The organism is Hydrogenophaga sp. (genome assembly GCF_011772445.1).
Lineage (GTDB): Bacteria > Pseudomonadota > Gammaproteobacteria > Burkholderiales > Burkholderiaceae_C > Hydrogenophaga.
On the sequence record NZ_WVZN01000026.1, the window covers coordinates 1 to 17,678 of the forward strand.

General features: G+C 66.6%; 12 protein-coding genes. 6 read left to right on the forward strand and 6 right to left on the reverse strand.

Annotated features, from left to right (window positions below):
* The 3 genes from GTO19_RS11285 to GTO19_RS11295 all read right to left on the reverse strand — a co-directional run.
* The coding region (locus GTO19_RS11285) for a flagellin (RefSeq protein ID WP_291020994.1) at positions 1–1,016 on the reverse strand (1,016 nt) is incomplete at its 3' end.
* A gap of 193 nt (positions 1,017–1,209) precedes the next feature.
* On the reverse strand, positions 1,210–2,622 hold the full coding sequence (gene fliD / locus GTO19_RS11290) for a flagellar filament capping protein FliD (protein WP_291020995.1): 1,413 nt from the start codon (positions 2,620–2,622) through the stop codon (positions 1,210–1,212).
* Positions 2,623–2,647: 25 nt separating this feature from the next.
* Positions 2,648–3,847 (reverse strand): flagellin, encoded by a 1,200-nt coding sequence (locus GTO19_RS11295; protein ID WP_291020996.1) that lies wholly within the window; start codon positions 3,845–3,847, stop codon positions 2,648–2,650.
* A gap of 733 nt (positions 3,848–4,580) precedes the next feature.
* On the opposite strand from GTO19_RS11295, the gene flhD reads away from it, so the two are divergent.
* The 6 genes from flhD to GTO19_RS11325 all read left to right on the forward strand — a co-directional run bounded on the left by flhD (position 4,581) and on the right by GTO19_RS11325 (position 8,562).
* Positions 4,581–4,922: a flagellar transcriptional regulator FlhD gene (flhD, locus tag GTO19_RS11300; protein WP_009516287.1), complete on the forward strand. Its 342-nt coding sequence runs from the start codon at positions 4,581–4,583 to the stop codon at positions 4,920–4,922.
* 40 nt (positions 4,923–4,962) lie between these two features.
* On the forward strand, positions 4,963–5,502 hold the full coding sequence (gene flhC, locus GTO19_RS11305) for a flagellar transcriptional regulator FlhC (RefSeq protein WP_009516288.1): 540 nt from the start codon (positions 4,963–4,965) through the stop codon (positions 5,500–5,502).
* A gap of 128 nt (positions 5,503–5,630) precedes the next feature.
* On the forward strand, positions 5,631–6,494 hold the full coding sequence (gene motA / locus GTO19_RS11310; RefSeq protein WP_009516289.1) for a flagellar motor stator protein MotA: 864 nt from the start codon (positions 5,631–5,633) through the stop codon (positions 6,492–6,494).
* Positions 6,495–6,504: 10 nt separating this feature from the next.
* Entirely contained in the window at positions 6,505–7,500 is a 996-nt protein-coding gene (motB, locus tag GTO19_RS11315) for a flagellar motor protein MotB (RefSeq protein WP_291020997.1), read from the forward strand.
* Between the two features lie 42 nt (positions 7,501–7,542).
* Positions 7,543–7,929 (forward strand): chemotaxis response regulator CheY, encoded by a 387-nt coding sequence (gene cheY / locus GTO19_RS11320; RefSeq protein WP_009516291.1) that lies wholly within the window; start codon positions 7,543–7,545, stop codon positions 7,927–7,929.
* 21 nt (positions 7,930–7,950) lie between these two features.
* Positions 7,951–8,562: a protein phosphatase CheZ gene (locus GTO19_RS11325; RefSeq protein ID WP_291020998.1), complete on the forward strand. Its 612-nt coding sequence runs from the start codon at positions 7,951–7,953 to the stop codon at positions 8,560–8,562.
* 39 nt (positions 8,563–8,601) lie between these two features.
* Here the strand turns inward: GTO19_RS11325 and GTO19_RS11330 are convergent, their stop codons facing one another.
* The 3 genes from GTO19_RS11330 to GTO19_RS11340 all read right to left on the reverse strand — a co-directional run bounded on the left by GTO19_RS11330 (position 8,602) and on the right by GTO19_RS11340 (position 17,651).
* Complete coding sequence (locus GTO19_RS11330) at positions 8,602–15,831, reverse strand: calcium-binding protein (protein ID WP_291025866.1); 7,230 nt, start codon at positions 15,829–15,831, stop codon at positions 8,602–8,604.
* A gap of 570 nt (positions 15,832–16,401) precedes the next feature.
* Positions 16,402–16,950 carry a hypothetical protein gene (locus GTO19_RS11335; protein ID WP_291021000.1) on the reverse strand — a complete coding sequence of 183 codons (549 nt, stop codon included), beginning with the start codon at positions 16,948–16,950 and terminating at the stop codon, positions 16,402–16,404.
* Positions 16,947–17,651, reverse strand: coding sequence for a hypothetical protein (locus GTO19_RS11340; protein WP_291026555.1), 705 nt, complete (start codon positions 17,649–17,651; stop codon positions 16,947–16,949). Before GTO19_RS11340 ends, GTO19_RS11335 begins: the two co-directional genes overlap by 4 nt.
* Positions 17,652–17,678: the final 27 nt, after the last annotated feature.

Below are 17,678 nucleotides of genomic sequence, written 5' to 3' on the forward strand. Positions count from 1 at the left end.
GCGGCGGAGAGGTTCTCGCCCGTGATGTTGATGTTGGCCACGGCGTTCTCGAAGCGGCTCTGCAGGGCGCCCAGGTCGGCGCGTGAGCTGTTGATGGCATCGATGGCCGAGTCGATCACCTTGAGCGCGCGCTGGGCTTCGCCGAACGAGGTGATGGAGATGTCGTCGAGCTGCGAGGCCGCGGCCGCGCCCGCGGCGGCCGGCGAGGCACCGGTGGTGGCCGCGGTGAAGCCCGTGAAGTCGGCCGTGGCGATGGCGTCGTCCGAGAAGGTCGTCCAGCCGGTGATGGCGCCGGCGGCGTCGGTCACCACACGGGCGAACACGCCGGTGTCGGAGGATTTGGCGTTGATCGCGTCCACCACCTGGGTGGTGCGCTCCGAAGCGTCGGCCGCGGCGGCGATCGGGCCCAGTTCCACGCCCTTGACCGTGAGCGTGCCGGCGGCGAGCGCGGCGTTGGCGCCGGCCGTGGTGGTCAGCGTGCCGGCGGCGGTGATCAGGTCGGTGTCGCCCAGGGTGTCGGACTTGGCCGAGACGATGGACTCGATGGCGATGCCCTCGCCCGCGTTGGCGCCGACCTGGAAGGTGGCGTTGGCAAAGGAGCCGTCGAGCAGCTTGGTGCCGTTGAAGCTGGTGGTCTTGGCCACGCGGTCGATCTCCTGGCGCAGCTGCGTCACTTCGGACTGCAGCGCGGTGCGGTCGTCGCTGTTGTTCGACGCGTTGGCGGCCTGCACGGCGAGTTCACGCATGCGCTGCAGCATGTCGCCCACCTTGCCCAGCGCGCCTTCGGCGGTCTGAGCGAGGGAGATGCCGTCGTTGGCGTTGCGGGCGGCGACGTTGAGGCCGCGCACCTGGCTGTTCATGCGCTCGGAGATCGCCAGGCCGGCGGCGTCGTCCTTGGCGGAGTTCACGCGCAGGCCCGAGGACAGGCGCTGCATGGAGGTGGCGAGCGAACTGGCCGAGCCACTCAGGTTGCGCTGAGCGGTCATCGACATCACGTTGGTGTTGATGGTGGTCATGACGGACTCCTGTGAAAGGCTTGTTGAAGGCAACCGGCGCGGCGGCCGGATCACGAACCGCGATCCGTGGCCCGTTGCCTGGGTGTTTCGGCCAGGCCGTCGATTACTTGAGTCCGCAGGCATGTGGCCTTAAAACAAAACGGGCGGTGGATGTCCACCGCCCGTCGCGCTTTTCAAGCCGCGCTTCGCCTCGTCACCCGGTGTTCCTGTTCCACATCGTGATCTGTTGCGTGATGTACGCGTTGAGCGAGTTCAGGCGCGCCACGTTGGCGTCCATCGCGTTGTAGTAGGCCAGGTAGCGCGTCTCGGCCCGTGCGGCGCGGTCCACCACCTTGTCCATTTCCTTGTTGGTTCGCTTGATGCTGGCGTTCAGCGACTCGGTGCGGTTGCTGAGGGTGCCGCCCGACTCGACGAGGCCGTCGGCGAAGGCGTCGAGCTTGAGCCCGAAGCCGCGCTGCGTGGGGTCGTCGCTGGTGGCGCCGAAGAGCTTGCCCAGTTCGCCCGGCTTGTCCAGCGCGGCGTCGAGCTTGGTGCTGTTGATGCTCATCTTGCCGTCGGACTTGATCTCGATGCCGACGTCCAGCAACTGCGTGAACTCGCCGCCCGGCGTGCTCGATCGCATCATGCTGCGGATGGCGTTGCGCAGGCCCGTGGCGGTGCTGTCGCCCTGCAGCGAGCCGGCGACCTTGGTCTCCGGGTCGTATTTGGTGGTGGTGGCCAGCAGGTCCATGACCGCGTTGTACGCGTCCACGAAGCCCTGCACGGTCTTCTTCATGGCGTCCTTGTCGTTGCTCACGCTCACGTCCACGGGGCCCGTGGTCACCTTCTTGAGCTCGAACGTGAGTCCGGCGACGCTGTCCTTGACCGTGTTGGTGGCCGATTCGATGGCCACGCCGTTGATGGTGAGCTGGGCGTTGAGGCCCGCTTGCGTGAGCGTGCTGGGCGAACCCGCGCCGGTGTAGGCCAGGCGCCCGAGGTCCTTGCCATCGCCCGCGTCCGCGTCCGCGGCCTCGACCTGGAAACCCATCTCCGCGCCCGTGGCCTTGGAGCGCAGCAGCAGCCGCTCGCCGGTGGCGTCCTTGAGCACGGTGGCGGTGACGCCCGCGTCGGAGTCGTTGATCTGCTTCGCGATGTCGGCCAGCGTGTCCTTGCCTTCCTCGACCGTGATCTCCACCGGCGTTTCGGTGCCGGCCACGAAGCTGCCACTGCCCCAGTTGCCCAGGGTGATGGTGAGCGTGCCGGCGCCCAGGCCACTGCCCGCGGGCACCACGGCGCTGGAGGTGTTCTGCGCCTGCGCCAGGCGCTGCACTTCAAGGGAAAAGCCCGTGGGCGGCGTGCCGGCGGCCACCGTCACACCGATCGATTCGGGCAGCGAGGACGTGGCCTTGACGGCCTTGAAGGCGTTCGCTTCGGCCAGCTTGGCACCCGCGTCGCCCAGGGTGGTGACGAGCGAGCTGATGGTGCCGTAGATGGACAGCTTGCTCTGGGCCTTGGTGACTTGCGACTGCAGGCCGGTGAGTGGCGCGCGTTCCAGCGCCACGAGCTGCGCGACCATTTCCTTGATGGGCAGGCCCGATGCCATGCCGGGAGAAGTGATGGTCGCCATGCGGTTCCTTCGGGGTCAGTGGTGTTTATCGTCCCAGCAGCGACAGAACGTTCTGCGGGATCTGGTTGGCCTGCGCCACCATGGCGGTGCCGGCCTGTTGCAGGATCTGGGCGCGCGAGAGGTTGGAGGTCTCTTTCGCGAAGTCGGCGTCGACGATGCGGCCGCGCGCGGCGGAGAGGTTCTCGCCCGTGATGTTGATGTTGGCCACGGCGCTCTCGAAGCGGCTCTGCAGGGCGCCCAGGTCGGCGCGCGAGCTGTTGATGGCGTCGATGGCGTTGTCGATCACCTTCATCGCGAGCTGGCTGTCGCCGAAGTTCTCGATGTTGATGTCTTCCAGCGTGAAGGGCGCGGCGGTGGGCGCGGTGGCGACCACGGTGCCGACGTCGGCAGCGGCACCGGCCAGGCTTTCCAGGGCCTCGCCCGCGCCGGTGGCGAGCGCGCGGTCCGAGAAGATCTCGTAGCCGGTTGTGGCGCCCGTGGCGTCGAGCACGGGGCGCGCGAAGACGCCGGTGTCGGAGGATTTGGCGTTGATCGCGTCGATCACCTGACCGGTGCGCTGTGCGCCGGTGGTGGCTTCGCCGATGGGGCCCAGCGGGATGGCGTTGCCGTCGGCGTCGAGGATTTCCAGCGTGCCGGCGGCCACGGCGGCCAGCACGGCAGGCGCCACGGGGTCGGCCAGGTTGTTGATGGCCGCGGTGATGTGGAAGTCGGTGGCGCCGATGTCGTCGACGCGGGCGCTGACGATGGATTCGATGGAGATGCCTTCGCCGGCGTTGGCGCCGACCTGGAAGGTGACGTTGGCGAAGGTGCCGTCGAGCAGCTTGGTGCCGTTGAAGGCGGTGGTCTTGGCCACGCGCTCGACTTCCTGGCGCAGCTGGGTCACTTCGGCCTGCAGGGCCTTGCGGTCGTCGGCGTTGTTGGAGGCGTTGGCCGATTGCACGGCGAGTTCGCGCATGCGCTGCAGCATGTCGCCAACCTTGCCGAGGGCGCCTTCGGCGACCTGGGCGAGGGAGATGCCGTCGTTGGCGTTGCGCGCGGCGACGTTGAGGCCGCGCACCTGGGTGTTCATGCGCTCGGAAATGGCCAGGCCGGCGGCATCATCCTTGGCGGAGTTGACGCGCAGGCCCGACGAGAGGCGTTGCATGGAGGTCGCGAGCGACCCCGCCGACGTCGCCAGGTTGCGCTGGGCGGTCATCGACATCATGTTGGTGTTGATGGTGGTCATAACTCACTCCTGTGATGGACTGGAAGGGTTGACCCGGCACACTCCGGGTCTCACCGTCACTGATCGCCGCCCTGGCTGGCCTGGCGACGAACTCCATCGGGAAGCTCGCTCCGTCAATTTCGGTGATAGCCGCGAATTCTTTAGATTTGTCCGATGGGGAACGGGCGGATAAGCGGTGCCGAACATCGGCTGTTCTTGGCTTTGGGGGGATTTCGCTCGACTACCTCGCGGGCTCGCGGCCACTGGGTGCCTTGTTCCGCGAATGTCCCCCGGACGGCTGCGCCGTCCTCCTTTATTTCGCTACACAAGGCACCCAGCGTCCGCGAGCTGCCAGCACGGTGGCGCACCAACAGACCGAGTGCCAACGAGGTCGTCGGTGATTGGGTGTCCGGCGTAGCGACATAAAGGAGGAGGAACGGAGCGCGCCAGCGATCCGTTCCGGGGGACAGTCGCGGAGCCGGACACCCAAGCGCCGATGACCGGCCCCTCCGGAGAAACCCCGCGCAAACCACCGACCAACGGCCCCAGAGCGGTCACGAGCGTGAAAAACCGCAACAACTAAAACCTAGGTTGTAGGCATTGCGCCGACACCCCCTACCGGTATTCCCGACAGCACGCACAGACGTTTCCCGATTCAAGTTTGTTCACCACTCGACACAATTCCTCACATCGGGTCAAGCACAGCAAGCGCGACGGCCCTCAACCGACGAACGATGTGTTCAAGGAGCGAATGATGGACAGCGAACAACTTCTGGCCGAGATCCGCGAAGCCAACCTGACCTACCTGATGCTGGCGCAGAACCTGATCCGCAAGGACCGCGCCGAAGCCTTGTTCCGCCTGGGCCTGACCGAAGAAGCCGCCGACCTGCTCGGCATGCTCTCCACCGCTCAACTGCTCAAGATCGCCTCCAGCAACATGCTGCTGTGCCGCTTCCGTGTCGACGACGACCTCGTGTGGAACCTGCTGACCAGCCACAACGTGAAGAAGGTCGACAACAGCACCACCACCCAGCTGCACGCCAGCATCCTCATGGCCGGCAAGTACGCCGAGTCCATGGCCGCTACAGCGCACTGATACCCACTATCCGTAACAGACGAAGCGCAGGAGCACCAACATGGCCGCAGGCAAAAGCATCCTCAACGAGTCGCGCGACATCGAACGCGCGGTGGCCCTGATCCAGCTGGGCGCACGCCTGCAGGTGCTGGAGTACGAAACCAGCCTGTCCTACGAGCGCCTGCTGCGCCTGTACAAGGAAGTTGCAGGCAAGAGCCCCTCCAAGGGCCAGCTGCCGTTCTCCACCGACTGGTTCCTGACCTGGCAGCCCAACATCCACGCCTCGCTGTTCCTCAACATCCACGAGTACCTGTCCAAGTCCAGCGCCCTCGAGGACATCGACACCGTCATCAAGGCCTTCCGCCTGTACAGCGAACAGATGACCGCCAGCGCCATCGAGCCGCTGCTGTCCATCACCCGCGCCTGGCGCCTCATCAAGTTCGTCGACAGCGGCATGCTGACCCTGACCAAGTGCTCCTGCTGCGGCGGCCACTTCGTCACCGAGCCCTACGAGAACGCCCGCCACTTCGTCTGCGGCCTGTGCCAGCCCCCGGCGCGTGCCGGCAAGGGCAGTGCCGCCGGTTCGCTGCGCTTGCACTGAGAAACAACACACCCGCGCCGTCAAAGCCGGAAAAGGGCCCTTGCGGGGGCCCTTTTCGCGTTTCTGGCGATCTTCATCGCCCCTAGAGTCGGTCGATAAGTCCTGTATCCATTCATTCGACCAAGAACATGTTCGTCATCATCGGCTTCGTGGTCTCGATGCTCTGCATCTTCGGCGTGTTCATCGCGCACGGGGGCAACATCGGCGTGGTGCTCAAGGCGCTGCCGTTCGAGATGACCACCATCCTGGGCGCGGCGCTGGGCGCCTTTCTCATCAACAACCAGATGAAGGTGGTGAAAGCCGCCTTCAAGGGCATGGCCGGCTGCTTCAAGGGAAGCCGCTACACCAAGGAGCGCTACATGCAGCTCATGGCCCTGCTGTACGACCTGCTGCAGAAGGCGCGCAAGGAAGGCCTGATGGCCATCGAGCAGGACGTGGACAACCCGCACGAATCGGCGGTGTTCAAGAAGTACCCGACGATCGCGGCCGACCACCACGTCGTCGAGTTCATCACCGATTACCTGCGCATGATGGTGTCGGGCAACCTGAACGCGCACGAGATCGAGTCGCTGATGGACAGCGAGATCGAGACCCACCACCAGGAAGCGCACGCGCCCGTGGCCGCCATCGCGCGCCTGGCCGGCGGCCTGCCGGCCTTCGGCATCGTGGCCGCCGTGCTGGGCGTGGTCAACACCATGGGCTCGGTGGGCCAGCCGCCCGCCGTGCTCGGCGCCATGATCGGCTCCGCCCTGGTGGGCACCTTCCTCGGCATCCTGCTGGCCTACGGCGTGTTCGAGCCCATCGGTGGCCTGATGGAGCAGAAGATGGAAGAGAGCAGCAAGGAATTCCAGTGTGTGAAGACCACGCTGCTGGCCAGCATGCAGGGCTACGCCCCGGCCACCGCCATCGAGTTCGGCCGCAAGGTGCTGTTCAGCGACGTGCGCCCGACGTTCAGCGAACTCGAAGGCCACGTCAAAGGCAAGAAGGCCTGAGGGATGCGCCATGGCGGGTGATGGAAAGAAGCTGCAGCCCATCGTCATCAAGCGGGTGAAGAAGGCGGGCCACGCGGCGCATGGCGGCGCGTGGAAGGTTGCCTACGCCGACTTCGTGACGGCCATGATGGCCTTCTTTCTGCTGATGTGGCTGCTGGGCTCCACCGCCAAGGGCGACCTGGAAGGCATCGCCAGCTACTTCGTCAACCCGGTCAAGGTGTCCTTCATGGGCGGCGACGGCACCGGCAACAGCAGCAGCATCATCCCCGGCGGCGGGCGCGACCTGTCGGCCGCCACCGGCCAGCGCGATTCGGGCGATACCGAGCGCACCGTCAAGCAGATCGGCGCCCAGATGGCGCGCGCCGAGCTCGCCCGCCAGGACCAGGAGCGCATCGACGCGCTGGAGCGAAAGATCAACACGCTGATCGAGACCGACGGGAAGCTGGGCGAGTACCGCTCGCAGATCCGCATGGTCAAGACGCCCGACGGCCTGCACATCCTCATCGTGGACGACCAGAACCGGCCCATGTTCGACACCGGCAGCGCGCTGGTGAAGCCCTACATGCGCGACATCCTGCACGCCATCGGCGGCTCGCTGGGCGGTGTGGAAAACCGCATCTCGCTGGCCGGCCACACCGACGCCAAGCCCTATGGCAGCGGCGAGCGCGGCTACAGCAACTGGGAACTGTCCGCCGACCGCGCCAACGCCTCGCGCCGCGAGCTGGTGGCCGGCGGCCTGCCCGACGACAAGCTGCGCCGCGTGGAAGGCCTGGCCGCCAGCGTGCCGCTGCTGCCCGAGCAGCCGCTGGACCCGAGCAACCGGCGCATCAGCATCGTGATCATGACGCGCGACTACGAGGAGCGCATGTTCCCGCCCGCGCTGCCCGCCGCGCCGGTGCTGGGCTTGCAGCCGGCGCCGGCCGTGGGGCCTGCCACGGCGGTGGCCGCCACCGCCCTACAGATTTCCCCCGAAGTGACGAAAACACCCGAGACGAGCACGCGCTGAGCGGCCCGACTTTTCCCGACCCCCACCTCCGCGGAGGCTGCCATGTCCACGCCGATGAAATTCCTGATCGTTGACGACTTCTCCACCATGCGCCGCATCGTGCGCAACCTGCTCAAGGAGATCGGCCACGCCGATGCCGACGAGGCCGAGGACGGCGCGATCGCGCTGGGCAAGCTCAAGGCCGGCAACTTCAACTTCGTCGTCACCGACATCAACATGCCGAACATGAACGGCTTCGAGCTGCTGGCCGCCATCAAGGCGGACGAGAAGCTCAAGCAGTTGCCGGTGCTGATGGTGACGGCCGAGGCGCGCAAGGAAGACATCGTGCTGGCGGCGCAGAACGGCGCGGCCGGCTACATCGTCAAGCCCTTCACCAAGGCCACGCTGGAAGAGAAGCTCGCCAACATCTTCAAGAAGCTGGGCCTGTAAGGGCATCGGGAGAACAAGGTCATGAACGACACCCCCGATACCCAGGGCACCAACCCCGACATGTTCCGCAAGCTGGGCGCGATCACGCGCCAACTGCACGACGCGATGAAGGAGCTGGGCTACGCCGACAAGCTGCAAGGCACGGTGGAGCAGTTGCCCGACGCGCAGAGCCGCCTGACCTACATCGCCCGCCTGACCGGCGAAGCCGCCGAGAAGGTGCTGAGCCAAGTGGAAGAGGGCAAGAAGGAGCAGGAGCAGCTCGCGCAGCGCGGCCGGGAACTGGCCGACACCATCCGGCGCGTGCCGGCGCTGGCCAAGGCCATGCCCGAGCTGCTGGAGTGGTCCACGGACGTGGTGGCGCTGGCCGAAAAGACCGACGCGCGCCTGACCGAGATCATGATGGCGCAGGACTTTCACGACCTCACCGGCCAGGTGATCGCGCGGGTGGTGGGGCTTGCCGGGACGATCGAAGAGCAGTTGCTGGGACTGCTGCTGGAGTCGGTGCCGACCGGGCAGCCGGGCCAGGACAAGGCGCACGAGCTGGCGGGGCCGGTGGTGAACGCCGACGGCCGCACCGACGTGGTGACCAACCAGCAGCAGGTGGACGATCTGCTGGCCAGCCTGGGTTTCTGAGGTGTCAGCCGGCGCGCGGCCGACGCGACGCGGGGGCCCTCAGAACGGCGGGGCCGCCAGTACCGGCGCGTAAGCGCTCGTCAGGCTCTCGCTGGAAGGCGAGAAGCTGGCCATGGGCTGCGGCGCGAAGGCGGACATGGCCTGGATCAGGCTGTTGAACTGGGCTTCGAAGGCGGCGTTTGCCGTGCTCGGTGCAAGCGCTGCCGAGACATCGGACTGCAACGCGACTGGCTCGGGCGATGGCGGCGTATCCAGGTCCCATGAGCGTGCGTATGCCCGCTCGTACTGGCGATACATGAGGTCTTGCAGCCAGCGGCGCTCCTGTGTGTCGACGGGGGCGGGCCAGTCCGGCGATGGCTCGTCGTCCCACGGAATCAGATCGGGCAGGCCCGGCGCGGCGGACGCCGCGAGCGGGTTCGGGCCGACATATGCCGTGATGGCGGGCCCTGTCTCGATGGCCACGGGTTCGGGCATCGGCAATACCTGCTGCCGCAGCTGCAGCAGCGGCACCAGCGAGACCATCTGCTCCATCGTCCACACCGTGCCATCGGCGAACTCGAAGCGTTCGATGCCGACGCCGGGCGGGGCACCGTCTTCAGGCATGAGCACGTGCACGCCACCGGGTCCGCCCCAACTGAGCGAGAGCGCTCGGCGCGGGCCTTCGTCGGTGTCCAGCGTGGACCAATGCGCCTGCAGCGCGGCTGGGTCGATGCCGGGGCTCAGGCGCACGGTGTCTGCGCTCAGCGCGCTCAGCACGTCGTCGGTGAAACGGATGCGCGGCCGCGGTCCATGCCTATCCGTGTGGAAGTCGGAGTAAGACACCAAGGGCTGGGCGCTCACGCGGGCCAGCAACTGATCCAAATCAGCCGACAGCACGGCGGTGTGCGGATTGACGGCCGTACTGTCCCGAGCCCACTCAAGGTACTGCCGCGGTTTCAGGGGAAACTCCTCCAGTCGCATCAAGGCATTGAGCGTGTCGGCCGTGGCCGGCAAGGTCAAATCGATCCAGTCCCTATCGCGCAGGTCTTGCTCCTGCTGAGCATCGAGCGTGCCGGCCAGGGCGCGAACCTCGGCGATCAAGGCTGGGTCCGCGTCCCGATACCACCATTCCTCCTTCGGGCGGTCGGGGTTGGCAAACAGCTGCAGGTGAATCGAGACGGACACCGTCGACGCGGTGCGCTCGTCGATCACATCCCAGCCATCGTCCACGGCATCGATGACGTAGATGTCGGCGCCGGCCCCGGCGTCGAGGTGGTCGCTGCCCATGCCGCCGTGCAATTCGTCGTCGCCCTCGCCCGCGACGATGCGATCGTTGCCCGCGCCGCCATCGATACAGGTGGGTGGGGCCATGCGGGTGTCCCAGTTGCTGTACGGCTGGAAGGACGATGCGACCCGGTCGTCGCCACCGCCTGTGCTCACGATCTTGGCCGCCGAGCCGTCCAGGCTGACGTGGTTCGCACCGTCGCCGCCTTGGTAAACCTCGGTGAGGCGCACGTTGTCGTAGGTCGTGCGGTAGTAATCCTCGAAGTAGGTGCTGGTCCTCCATTCGGGCTCGTAGACCTCGGTGCTGAAGGTTCGTATGTCTCCGGGGATGTAGACGTAGATCGGCCGATCGCTGGGTCCCCCGGAGCGGTCTCCGCTCACGATCCTAGCCCCCGCGGGCAGCAAGACCATGCTGCCATTGCCCATGTACTCAAGCAGGGGAACGATGCGATCGGGGATGCTTCCGATGGTGGTGTATTCGTAGTGCGAGAAGCGCTGTCCCAGATACGTCTCGGTGCGCTCGACGCTGGCGAAGCGTTCGCGGCCGACGGACTGGCTGTCGCGCTCGCCACGCAGTACCACCTGGGCGTCGTCGTTCTGCGTGTGCTGCGTGACTTTGTTCAACTGGTAGACGCGCTCCTCGGTGGTGCCGGTGCCCACGGTGAAGCTGCCGGGCTGGTCGCCGAGCCGCATGAAGCTCCGGTCGGCGTAGTGCCCCCACCAGGTCACGCCCATCGGCACCGGCCCGGCCTGCGCATCCGCCGCCTGCGCGAAGGCCGCCTGAGACTGCTGCGGCGTCTGTGTGGCGATGGCCCGCGAGGCCAGGGCCAGCAGGTCGTGCTCGCGGCCCTGCGCGTCCACCAGTGTCCAACGCGTGCCTGCGGTGTAGGCGCCCTGGACGAAGCTGGCGGCGTTGGAGCCGCTGTGCTGGACGAGCAGGTCGTTGCCGACGCGCCCATACATCAAGGCCTCGGGCGCGATGCCATCGAGCACCAAACGCGATACCTGGCCTGGGACTTCGTACAGGCGGTCCAGGCCGGCGTCGGCGCGCAGGGTGTAGCTGTCCAGGCCCGCACCGCCATGCAGGAAATCCGAGCCCGCGCCACCGTCCAGGCGGTCGTTGCCCGCGCCGCCCTGCAAGTTGTCGATGCCGTCCAGGCCTTGCAGGGTGTCGGCCGATGCCGTGCCATACAGCGCGTCGTCGCCCGCGCTGCCAGCCACGGAAACGCCGCTGCCGACGAGGATCTCGGCGTACAAGGGCAAGGCGCTGCGAACCTCGCCGTTGGCGAAGGCAAAGCTCAGCGTGTCCAGGGGCGCGTCGTCGCGGATGAGCACGGCGTCGTTGGCGCTGTAGCGCAGGCGAACGTAGCCCGCGCCATCGATGGTCTCGCGCGTGGCGGAAAGCCGGTCGGGCGTGATGCCAGGGCCGAAGCGCACCAGGCTGGCACCCTCGGCGTCGATCAGCTGGTCCACGCCGTCGCCGATCTGGAAGGTGTAGCGGTCGGCGCCTTCGCCACCTCTCAAGGTGTCGCCGCCCCGGCCACCCTCCAGGTGGTCGGCGCCATCGCCGCCCAACAGCTCGTCGTTGCCGGCTTTGCCTGAGAGGGTGTCGTCACCCGCCCCACCACTGATGAAGTCACCCAGCACGGTGCCCGACAGGTCGTCCTGGCTGGAGGAGCCGACCAGGCTCAGCCCCGCGGACAGGCCCAGGCGCTCGATCAGGGTGTCCAGTGTCCAGACGCTGACACCGCCGCTGCCGTCGTCGAACTCATAACGCACCACGGCCCCTTCGAGCGCGCGGCGCACGGTGAGGCTGGCTTCGGTCTGCCCATCGAGCCACAGGCGCAGGTCGCTGCTGTCGCCGATGCGTTCGGCCCGCAGCGCATCGGTGTGCACACCAGGTGCGAAGCGCACCACGTTGCGGCCCTGCGGGTCGGCGACCTGGTCGTGGCCGGCCTGGGGGGCGGTGAGGTCGATCCGGTAGACGTCGTCACCCAGGCCGCCGAGCAGGGCGTCGCCGCCGCCTTGTCCGTCCAGGGTGTCGTTGCCGTCCTGGCCCATGAGCAGATCGTGGCCATCGCCGCTGATGAGGTGGTCACTGCCCGCGCTGCCATCGACGCCCATGGCGGGCAGGGTGCGCACGAGATCGGCGAGCGAGCGGGTGCGGCCGTCGGCCAGGGCGATGTCGAAGCGCTCGCCCAGCGCGAGTGCGTTGAGGAGGCGAATGCTTGCGCCACCGGCGTTCAGCAGCAGGTCGTTGGAGACCTGGCCATCGGCGCCGGGCGCGGCGCGTTGTACCTGCACGGCGTCCCAGTCGCTGGCGGCGTCTGCGCTGAAGACGATGCGGTTGCGGCCTTCGGCGTCCTGCACGGTGGCGCGCTCACCGGCGCCGAAGTGGTACTGGTCGTCGCCCTGGCCGCCCGAGAGCGTGGCGTCCTGTGGCATGGCCGAGAAGTGGTCCTTGGCAGGTGTGCCGTCTATCCGGCTGGTGCCCATCGGGGCCTCGATGCGCACGCCGCGCTCGAGCAGGTCTCGCCAGCTCAGCGCCTGACCGTCGGCGAATGCGATGTCGGCGAGGAAGGTGCTGCTCAACAGACTCCAGGGCGAGAACGGTAACTCGATGCGATCGGCGCTGCCATTGCCGTCGGGAGGGGCGATGGAGATCAACACCTTGCCCTCCGGCGTGACCGTCAGGCGCAGGTCTTCGGGAGCGATGCCCGCGCCGAAAGCGATGCGGTGGCCGCTGGTCCAGCCCCTCAGCACGTCATGGCCGTCGCCGCGATCGAAGTGCACCACCTCCGCGTCGGCGTTGAGTTCGATCGTGTCGTCACCGCGCCCTCCCATGACCTCGGTGCCGCTGGCGTACAGGCCGAGCCGGTCCTGCCCGGCAGTGCCCACGAGCCATTCGCCCGGCGTCTGCGTGGCGGCGGTCATCGAGCCTTGCAGCGCATCGCCCATCCAGCGTGCGAGCGCCACGCGCTGGCCGTCGGCGAATTCGATGGTGAAGTGGGAGACGTCAGTCAGCGAGCCCAGGCCCAACGCGGCCTGCTGGGACCGGCCCTGGGCGTCGGTGCCCATGGGCCAGACCAGGCACAGGCCGGTGCTGCCGTCGCTGTTGTCCATGGGCAGCAGGGTGATGTCGCGTTGAAGCGCGTCCACGCGGATGGTGTTGCGGCCCAGCTTGTCGCTGATGGTGGTGCTGACGTCGAAGAACTGGGCGTCAGCCGATGCCGGGTTCAAGAGGTCGGCACCGCGCACGAGGTAGAGGTCATCGCCCGAGCCGCCCTCCAGACGGTTCCAGCCCTTGCCGCCGTCCAGGGTGTCATCGCCGTCGCCACCGAACAGGTCGTCGTCGCCGTCGCCACCGAGCAGGTGGTCACGGCCTCCGCCGCCGTACAGGACGTCGTTGCCCGCGCCGCCGTCGAGCCAGTCATCACCATGGGCGCTGGCTTCGACGGTGTAGGTTGACAGGTCATCGCTGAGGTCGTCGCCGTAGAGGACATCGTGACCCTCGCCACCCAGGAGCTTGTCGGCTCCGCCGCCGCCCACGAGCGCGTCATCACCGTCCTCTCCCATGAGGAGGTCCTGGCCGTGGTAGGCGGTGTCGATGGCGTCGCGGGCGTCGTCGTCGCCCCAGAGCACGTCAGCGCCTGAGCCCCCGAGCAACTGGTCGGCGCCGCCGTTGCCCCAGAGCGTGTCGTTGCCGGTACCACCGTCGAGGAAGTCGTTGCCGTGCAGATGGGCCGCGCTGCTGGTGTTGTCGCCTGACAGTCGGTCATCGCCCTCGCCGCCGAAGAGCTGGTCGTGCCCCGCGTCGCCCCAAAGCCGGTCATCACCCGCGCCGCCATTCAGGTGGTCGTTGCCGTGGCCATCGCTGCTGCCGGCGCCGTTGTCGCCCATCAGGCGGTCGTTGCCGCTCCCGCCTTCCAGCCAGTCGCTGTCGGTGCCGCCGAAAAGCACGTCGGCGCCACTGCCGCCATCAAGCCGGTCTTGCCCGCCTTCGCCGAAGAGCCAGTCGTCGCCAGCGCCGCCGTGCAGAACGTCGCCTTCGCCCGTGGCTGAGGTGTCCACATTGGAATAGCTGATGCCTTGGGTGGTCACGCGGTGCGTGTCGATGTCGAATGAGGGGTCGCTCAGAACGGAGCGCTGGAGGCCCCAGTTGGGCTGTGCGGTGCTCGCGTCAAGGTCACCGTAGATCACGTCGTCGCCCGCGCCGCCCCAGAGCTGGTCGCGGCCCGGGCCGCCCAAGAGCAAGTCGGCGCGCTGGTGGCCGACCTGCCAGTCGTCGCCGTTGCCACCAACCAGCAGCTCGCCTTGCTCGGCGATGCCCTGGGCGTCTTCGGTGTCGGGGTCATGCGCGGCGATGACCTGGTCGTCGTTCTGCTCGAACTGGGCATACAGGCGGTCGTTGCCTTCGTGCCCGAAGAGGCGGTCCAGGCCGTCGCCGCCGATGAGGACGTCAACACCCGCGCCAGCGCGCAGATGGTCGTTTCCTGTGCCACCGTCCAGCAGGTCATCGCCGCCGCGCCAGGCGTTGAGCGTGTCATCGCCTCCATGGCCGAAGAGCTGGTCGTTGCCCGTGTCGTCGTAGAGCGTGTCAACTCGGTCAGCTTCGATCTGGTCGGGCTTGACGATGAGGTTGCCCAGGGCGTCGGTGCTGCTCTGCACGCCCTCGGCTTCGGGGTCGTGGTCGAGTGGGGCGCGGTCGCCGTGCAGCACGAGGTTGGCGCTGGGTGCTGGGATGTCGGCCGGGGCGTCCTGCAGCTGGATGCCCAGGTGGCCGTTGTGCCAGTTCTGAACCAGCACGGTGCCGGCGCCGGCGCTGATGAGCAGGTGTTGGCGATCACCGTCGGCCATGAGGTGGTAGCGAACCGCACCGTCCTGCCATTCACCGGAGCCGGGGGCGCTCTCTTTGCCGCCGCTGAGGATTTGGCCTTGGTAGCGGATCACGCCGCCGTCCTCGTCGATGAGCACGTCGCTGCCGGCGGAGCCATCGAGGAGGTAGGTGTCGGAGCCTGAGCCGCCGAGCAGGCGGTCGTTGCCGGCTCCGCCGTCCAACACGTCATCGCCCGAGCCGCCTTCGAGGTGGTCGGCGCCGCCCAGGCCGGTGAGGCGGTCGTTGCCTGCACCACCGTAGAGGTGGTCCTTGCCGCCGTTGCCCGACAGCTCACCGGCGGCATCGTCGCCCGCTGTGCCGAAGACCACCCTGGGTGTGGACATCAGGTCGAGTCCGACCTGAATCCGGGCGTCGCTGGTGAGGTCAAGGTACTGCGCGGCGAGCAGACCACTGACCGGATTGGGCGTGAGCGTGTCGGTGGCGCTGAGGTCGCGCACATGGGTGTCCAACAAGGCGTTGAGCATCGCCAGCCGATCCGCCACCCATTGATCGGAGAAGGCCATCTCGTGTTGCTCGTCACCGCGCAGCACGGCTTGTCGGTCCGATGCCCAGTCCAGGTACACATCGCCGTGGGTGTTCTGCCAGAGCGCGTTGAGGCTGGCTTGCGCCTCGGGGTCGCTGGCGCACACCACCAGCGGGCTGAGGTTCTGCAGGCACAGGAAGGCACCGAAGTCCAGGCGGGCATCGCTGGCGGTGGGCACGGCGGTCTTGATCCGAAGGCCACCGGAGAAGGCGTCGGTCACGGCTGCAACCCGGCCAGCGTAGGCGATGAGTTGTTCGTCCGTGGCGTCGTCGGATAGGGGCGGTCGGGCGGGCTGGAAGATGTGGCCCAGGTCATTGAGCAGGGCGATGGTTTCTCGGCCCTCTCGGGCGGAGGACGCCAGATCGAAGAGGCGGCCCAGGTCGTTCAGTTGGATGCTGTTGTCGATGCGGTGCAGCAGCATGGACGTGTACACCGCGCCCGAGGGGTCGAGGCGGGCGGCGCCTGCGCCGAAGGTGGCGCTCTCCAAGCTCCGCCACAGGCCATCGGGCAGGTAGCTGCCCATCCAGTCGAAGAGGGGGCGAGTGGTGTGGGGGTTGATGTATTTGGCGCCAACGGCGCCGAACACTGATCCAACCCCGCCAGCAAAAGTCACGCCCACGGCTCCTGCTCCAAGCGCTCCTACACCGCTTGCGAACGTGGCACCAATTGCTCCACCCAGAACGATGGAGAGCACTGCTTCGCCAGCCTTGTTTCCGTCGCCGTTTCGGATGGCATCGCCCACTGCGTAGATGTCGAATGCCGGTCCCGCGAATCGGCCGATATTGCGCAATCCATCGTTTACTGCGTCTTGAAAACTGGCCAATCGAACGGCGGCGTCTTTGGTGTCGTCTGCGAGCACAAAGGCTATGCGTGACATCTCGTCGGCGGCTTGGCGCCAGACGCCCTCGGCGATCACGTCGGCCGCCACCAAGGCCATCTCTCGTCGAGAAATGGCCGCAGCAATTGCTACTTCGTAGTTCTTCCGAACTTTCGTGAGACGCTCAAGCGCGCTTGAGCCGCCCTTTTCAAGAGCCTCGACAATGCCTGTGGCGAAATTGGCCGACCATCCTGCGAGGTCGTCACACATAGAGGCTAGTTGTTCAAAGGTCTGATGCTGTGTGGTGTTGGTATTGCTCATGAAACTCCTCCTTGAATGTCAAATGAAGTCCGCGCGTTGGCGGGCGGTAGTGCACGTATGACCCAGCCAAAGCACCAGAAAGCAAAACAATGGGAAGCCCACCAGCAGTTGATTCATGATGACGAGTACGCCACCCTTGCTGGATGTCGCGGCGTTGAGCATGAAATAGGCGCGCCCTTTGCTTATGGGGTCTAAGTAGGGCATCCACCATGCGATACCCAAAATCACCAGAACGATTGCCCACACATGAGTCAACGCCAGCCAACGCTTGGTTGAACTCTCAAACGTCTTGGTGTGATACCCACGAACAGCCACGATGCAGTACAGCAGGATGGCCGATGCGATTAGCAGGGAAAGGCCGATAAACGTTTGGGCAAAGACAGGGTCAGGTGCGCGCTCGGTGACTCGAAGGGCATTGGGAATCAAGGCAACGACGGGTTGCATGAGGGAGTGCAACCAAACCAGGTGCTGGCCCGATGGCAGCAATACACCCAGAGCTGCTGTTCCGAACGCGTGCACAAAGTAGGCGCGCATCATTGGGGGCTGCTTGTAGACGGTGCTGTTCATGCGCCGGCCACCTTATGTTGGACCAGCGCGGAGCATGGGGCGCTCCCGCGTTGGCCGCTGAGCATGCGGTCCTGGTAGCGGATGACACCGCTGCCCAGCGTGGCGGCCAGGCCGCGGCGCAGGTCCATGGGCTGTGTGCTGGCGTTGGAGTCGTAGCGGATCTGGAACCAGGCTTCGGCGCGGTCGCCTTGCCACAGGGCGCGGGTCAGGCCTGGGCCGATGAGGGACTCGGCGTTGTAGGCGAGGGAGAGCAGGCCGGCCATCTCCCGGGTATGGGTGAGGGTGGCGAAGAGGGCTTCTCCGTCGCGTTTGCCCAGGATCCGGCTGAAGCGGTTCTTGATGGCGTCCTGCTTTGCTTGAAGCTCGATCTCGTAGAGTTTCTCGGCTTGGGCTTCGCTCAACGGGGGCGCGGTCCAGGAAGCTGCGAATTTCGCAATCTCTGCGTCGGCCAGTTGCGTAGATCCGTTGCTCAGAGCTTGGGCAATCTCGCTCAACTGATCCAGTTGTGTGTTCGTCAGCGCGATGCCCACGCGCGCCATGTCAGATTTCAAATTGTCAATGACCATCCATTTGCTGTCGGCTCTTCGTCGAATGAAGGTGTAGCCAAATCCCAAGGTGACCGTATGGTCTCCCACGTTTGTCGGCGTTGAGAGACTCTTTCCTTCTCCGTTGTGAATGAGCTTGCGCGTGAGCTGTGCCATGTTGTCACTCGCATGTACTTGAATGGC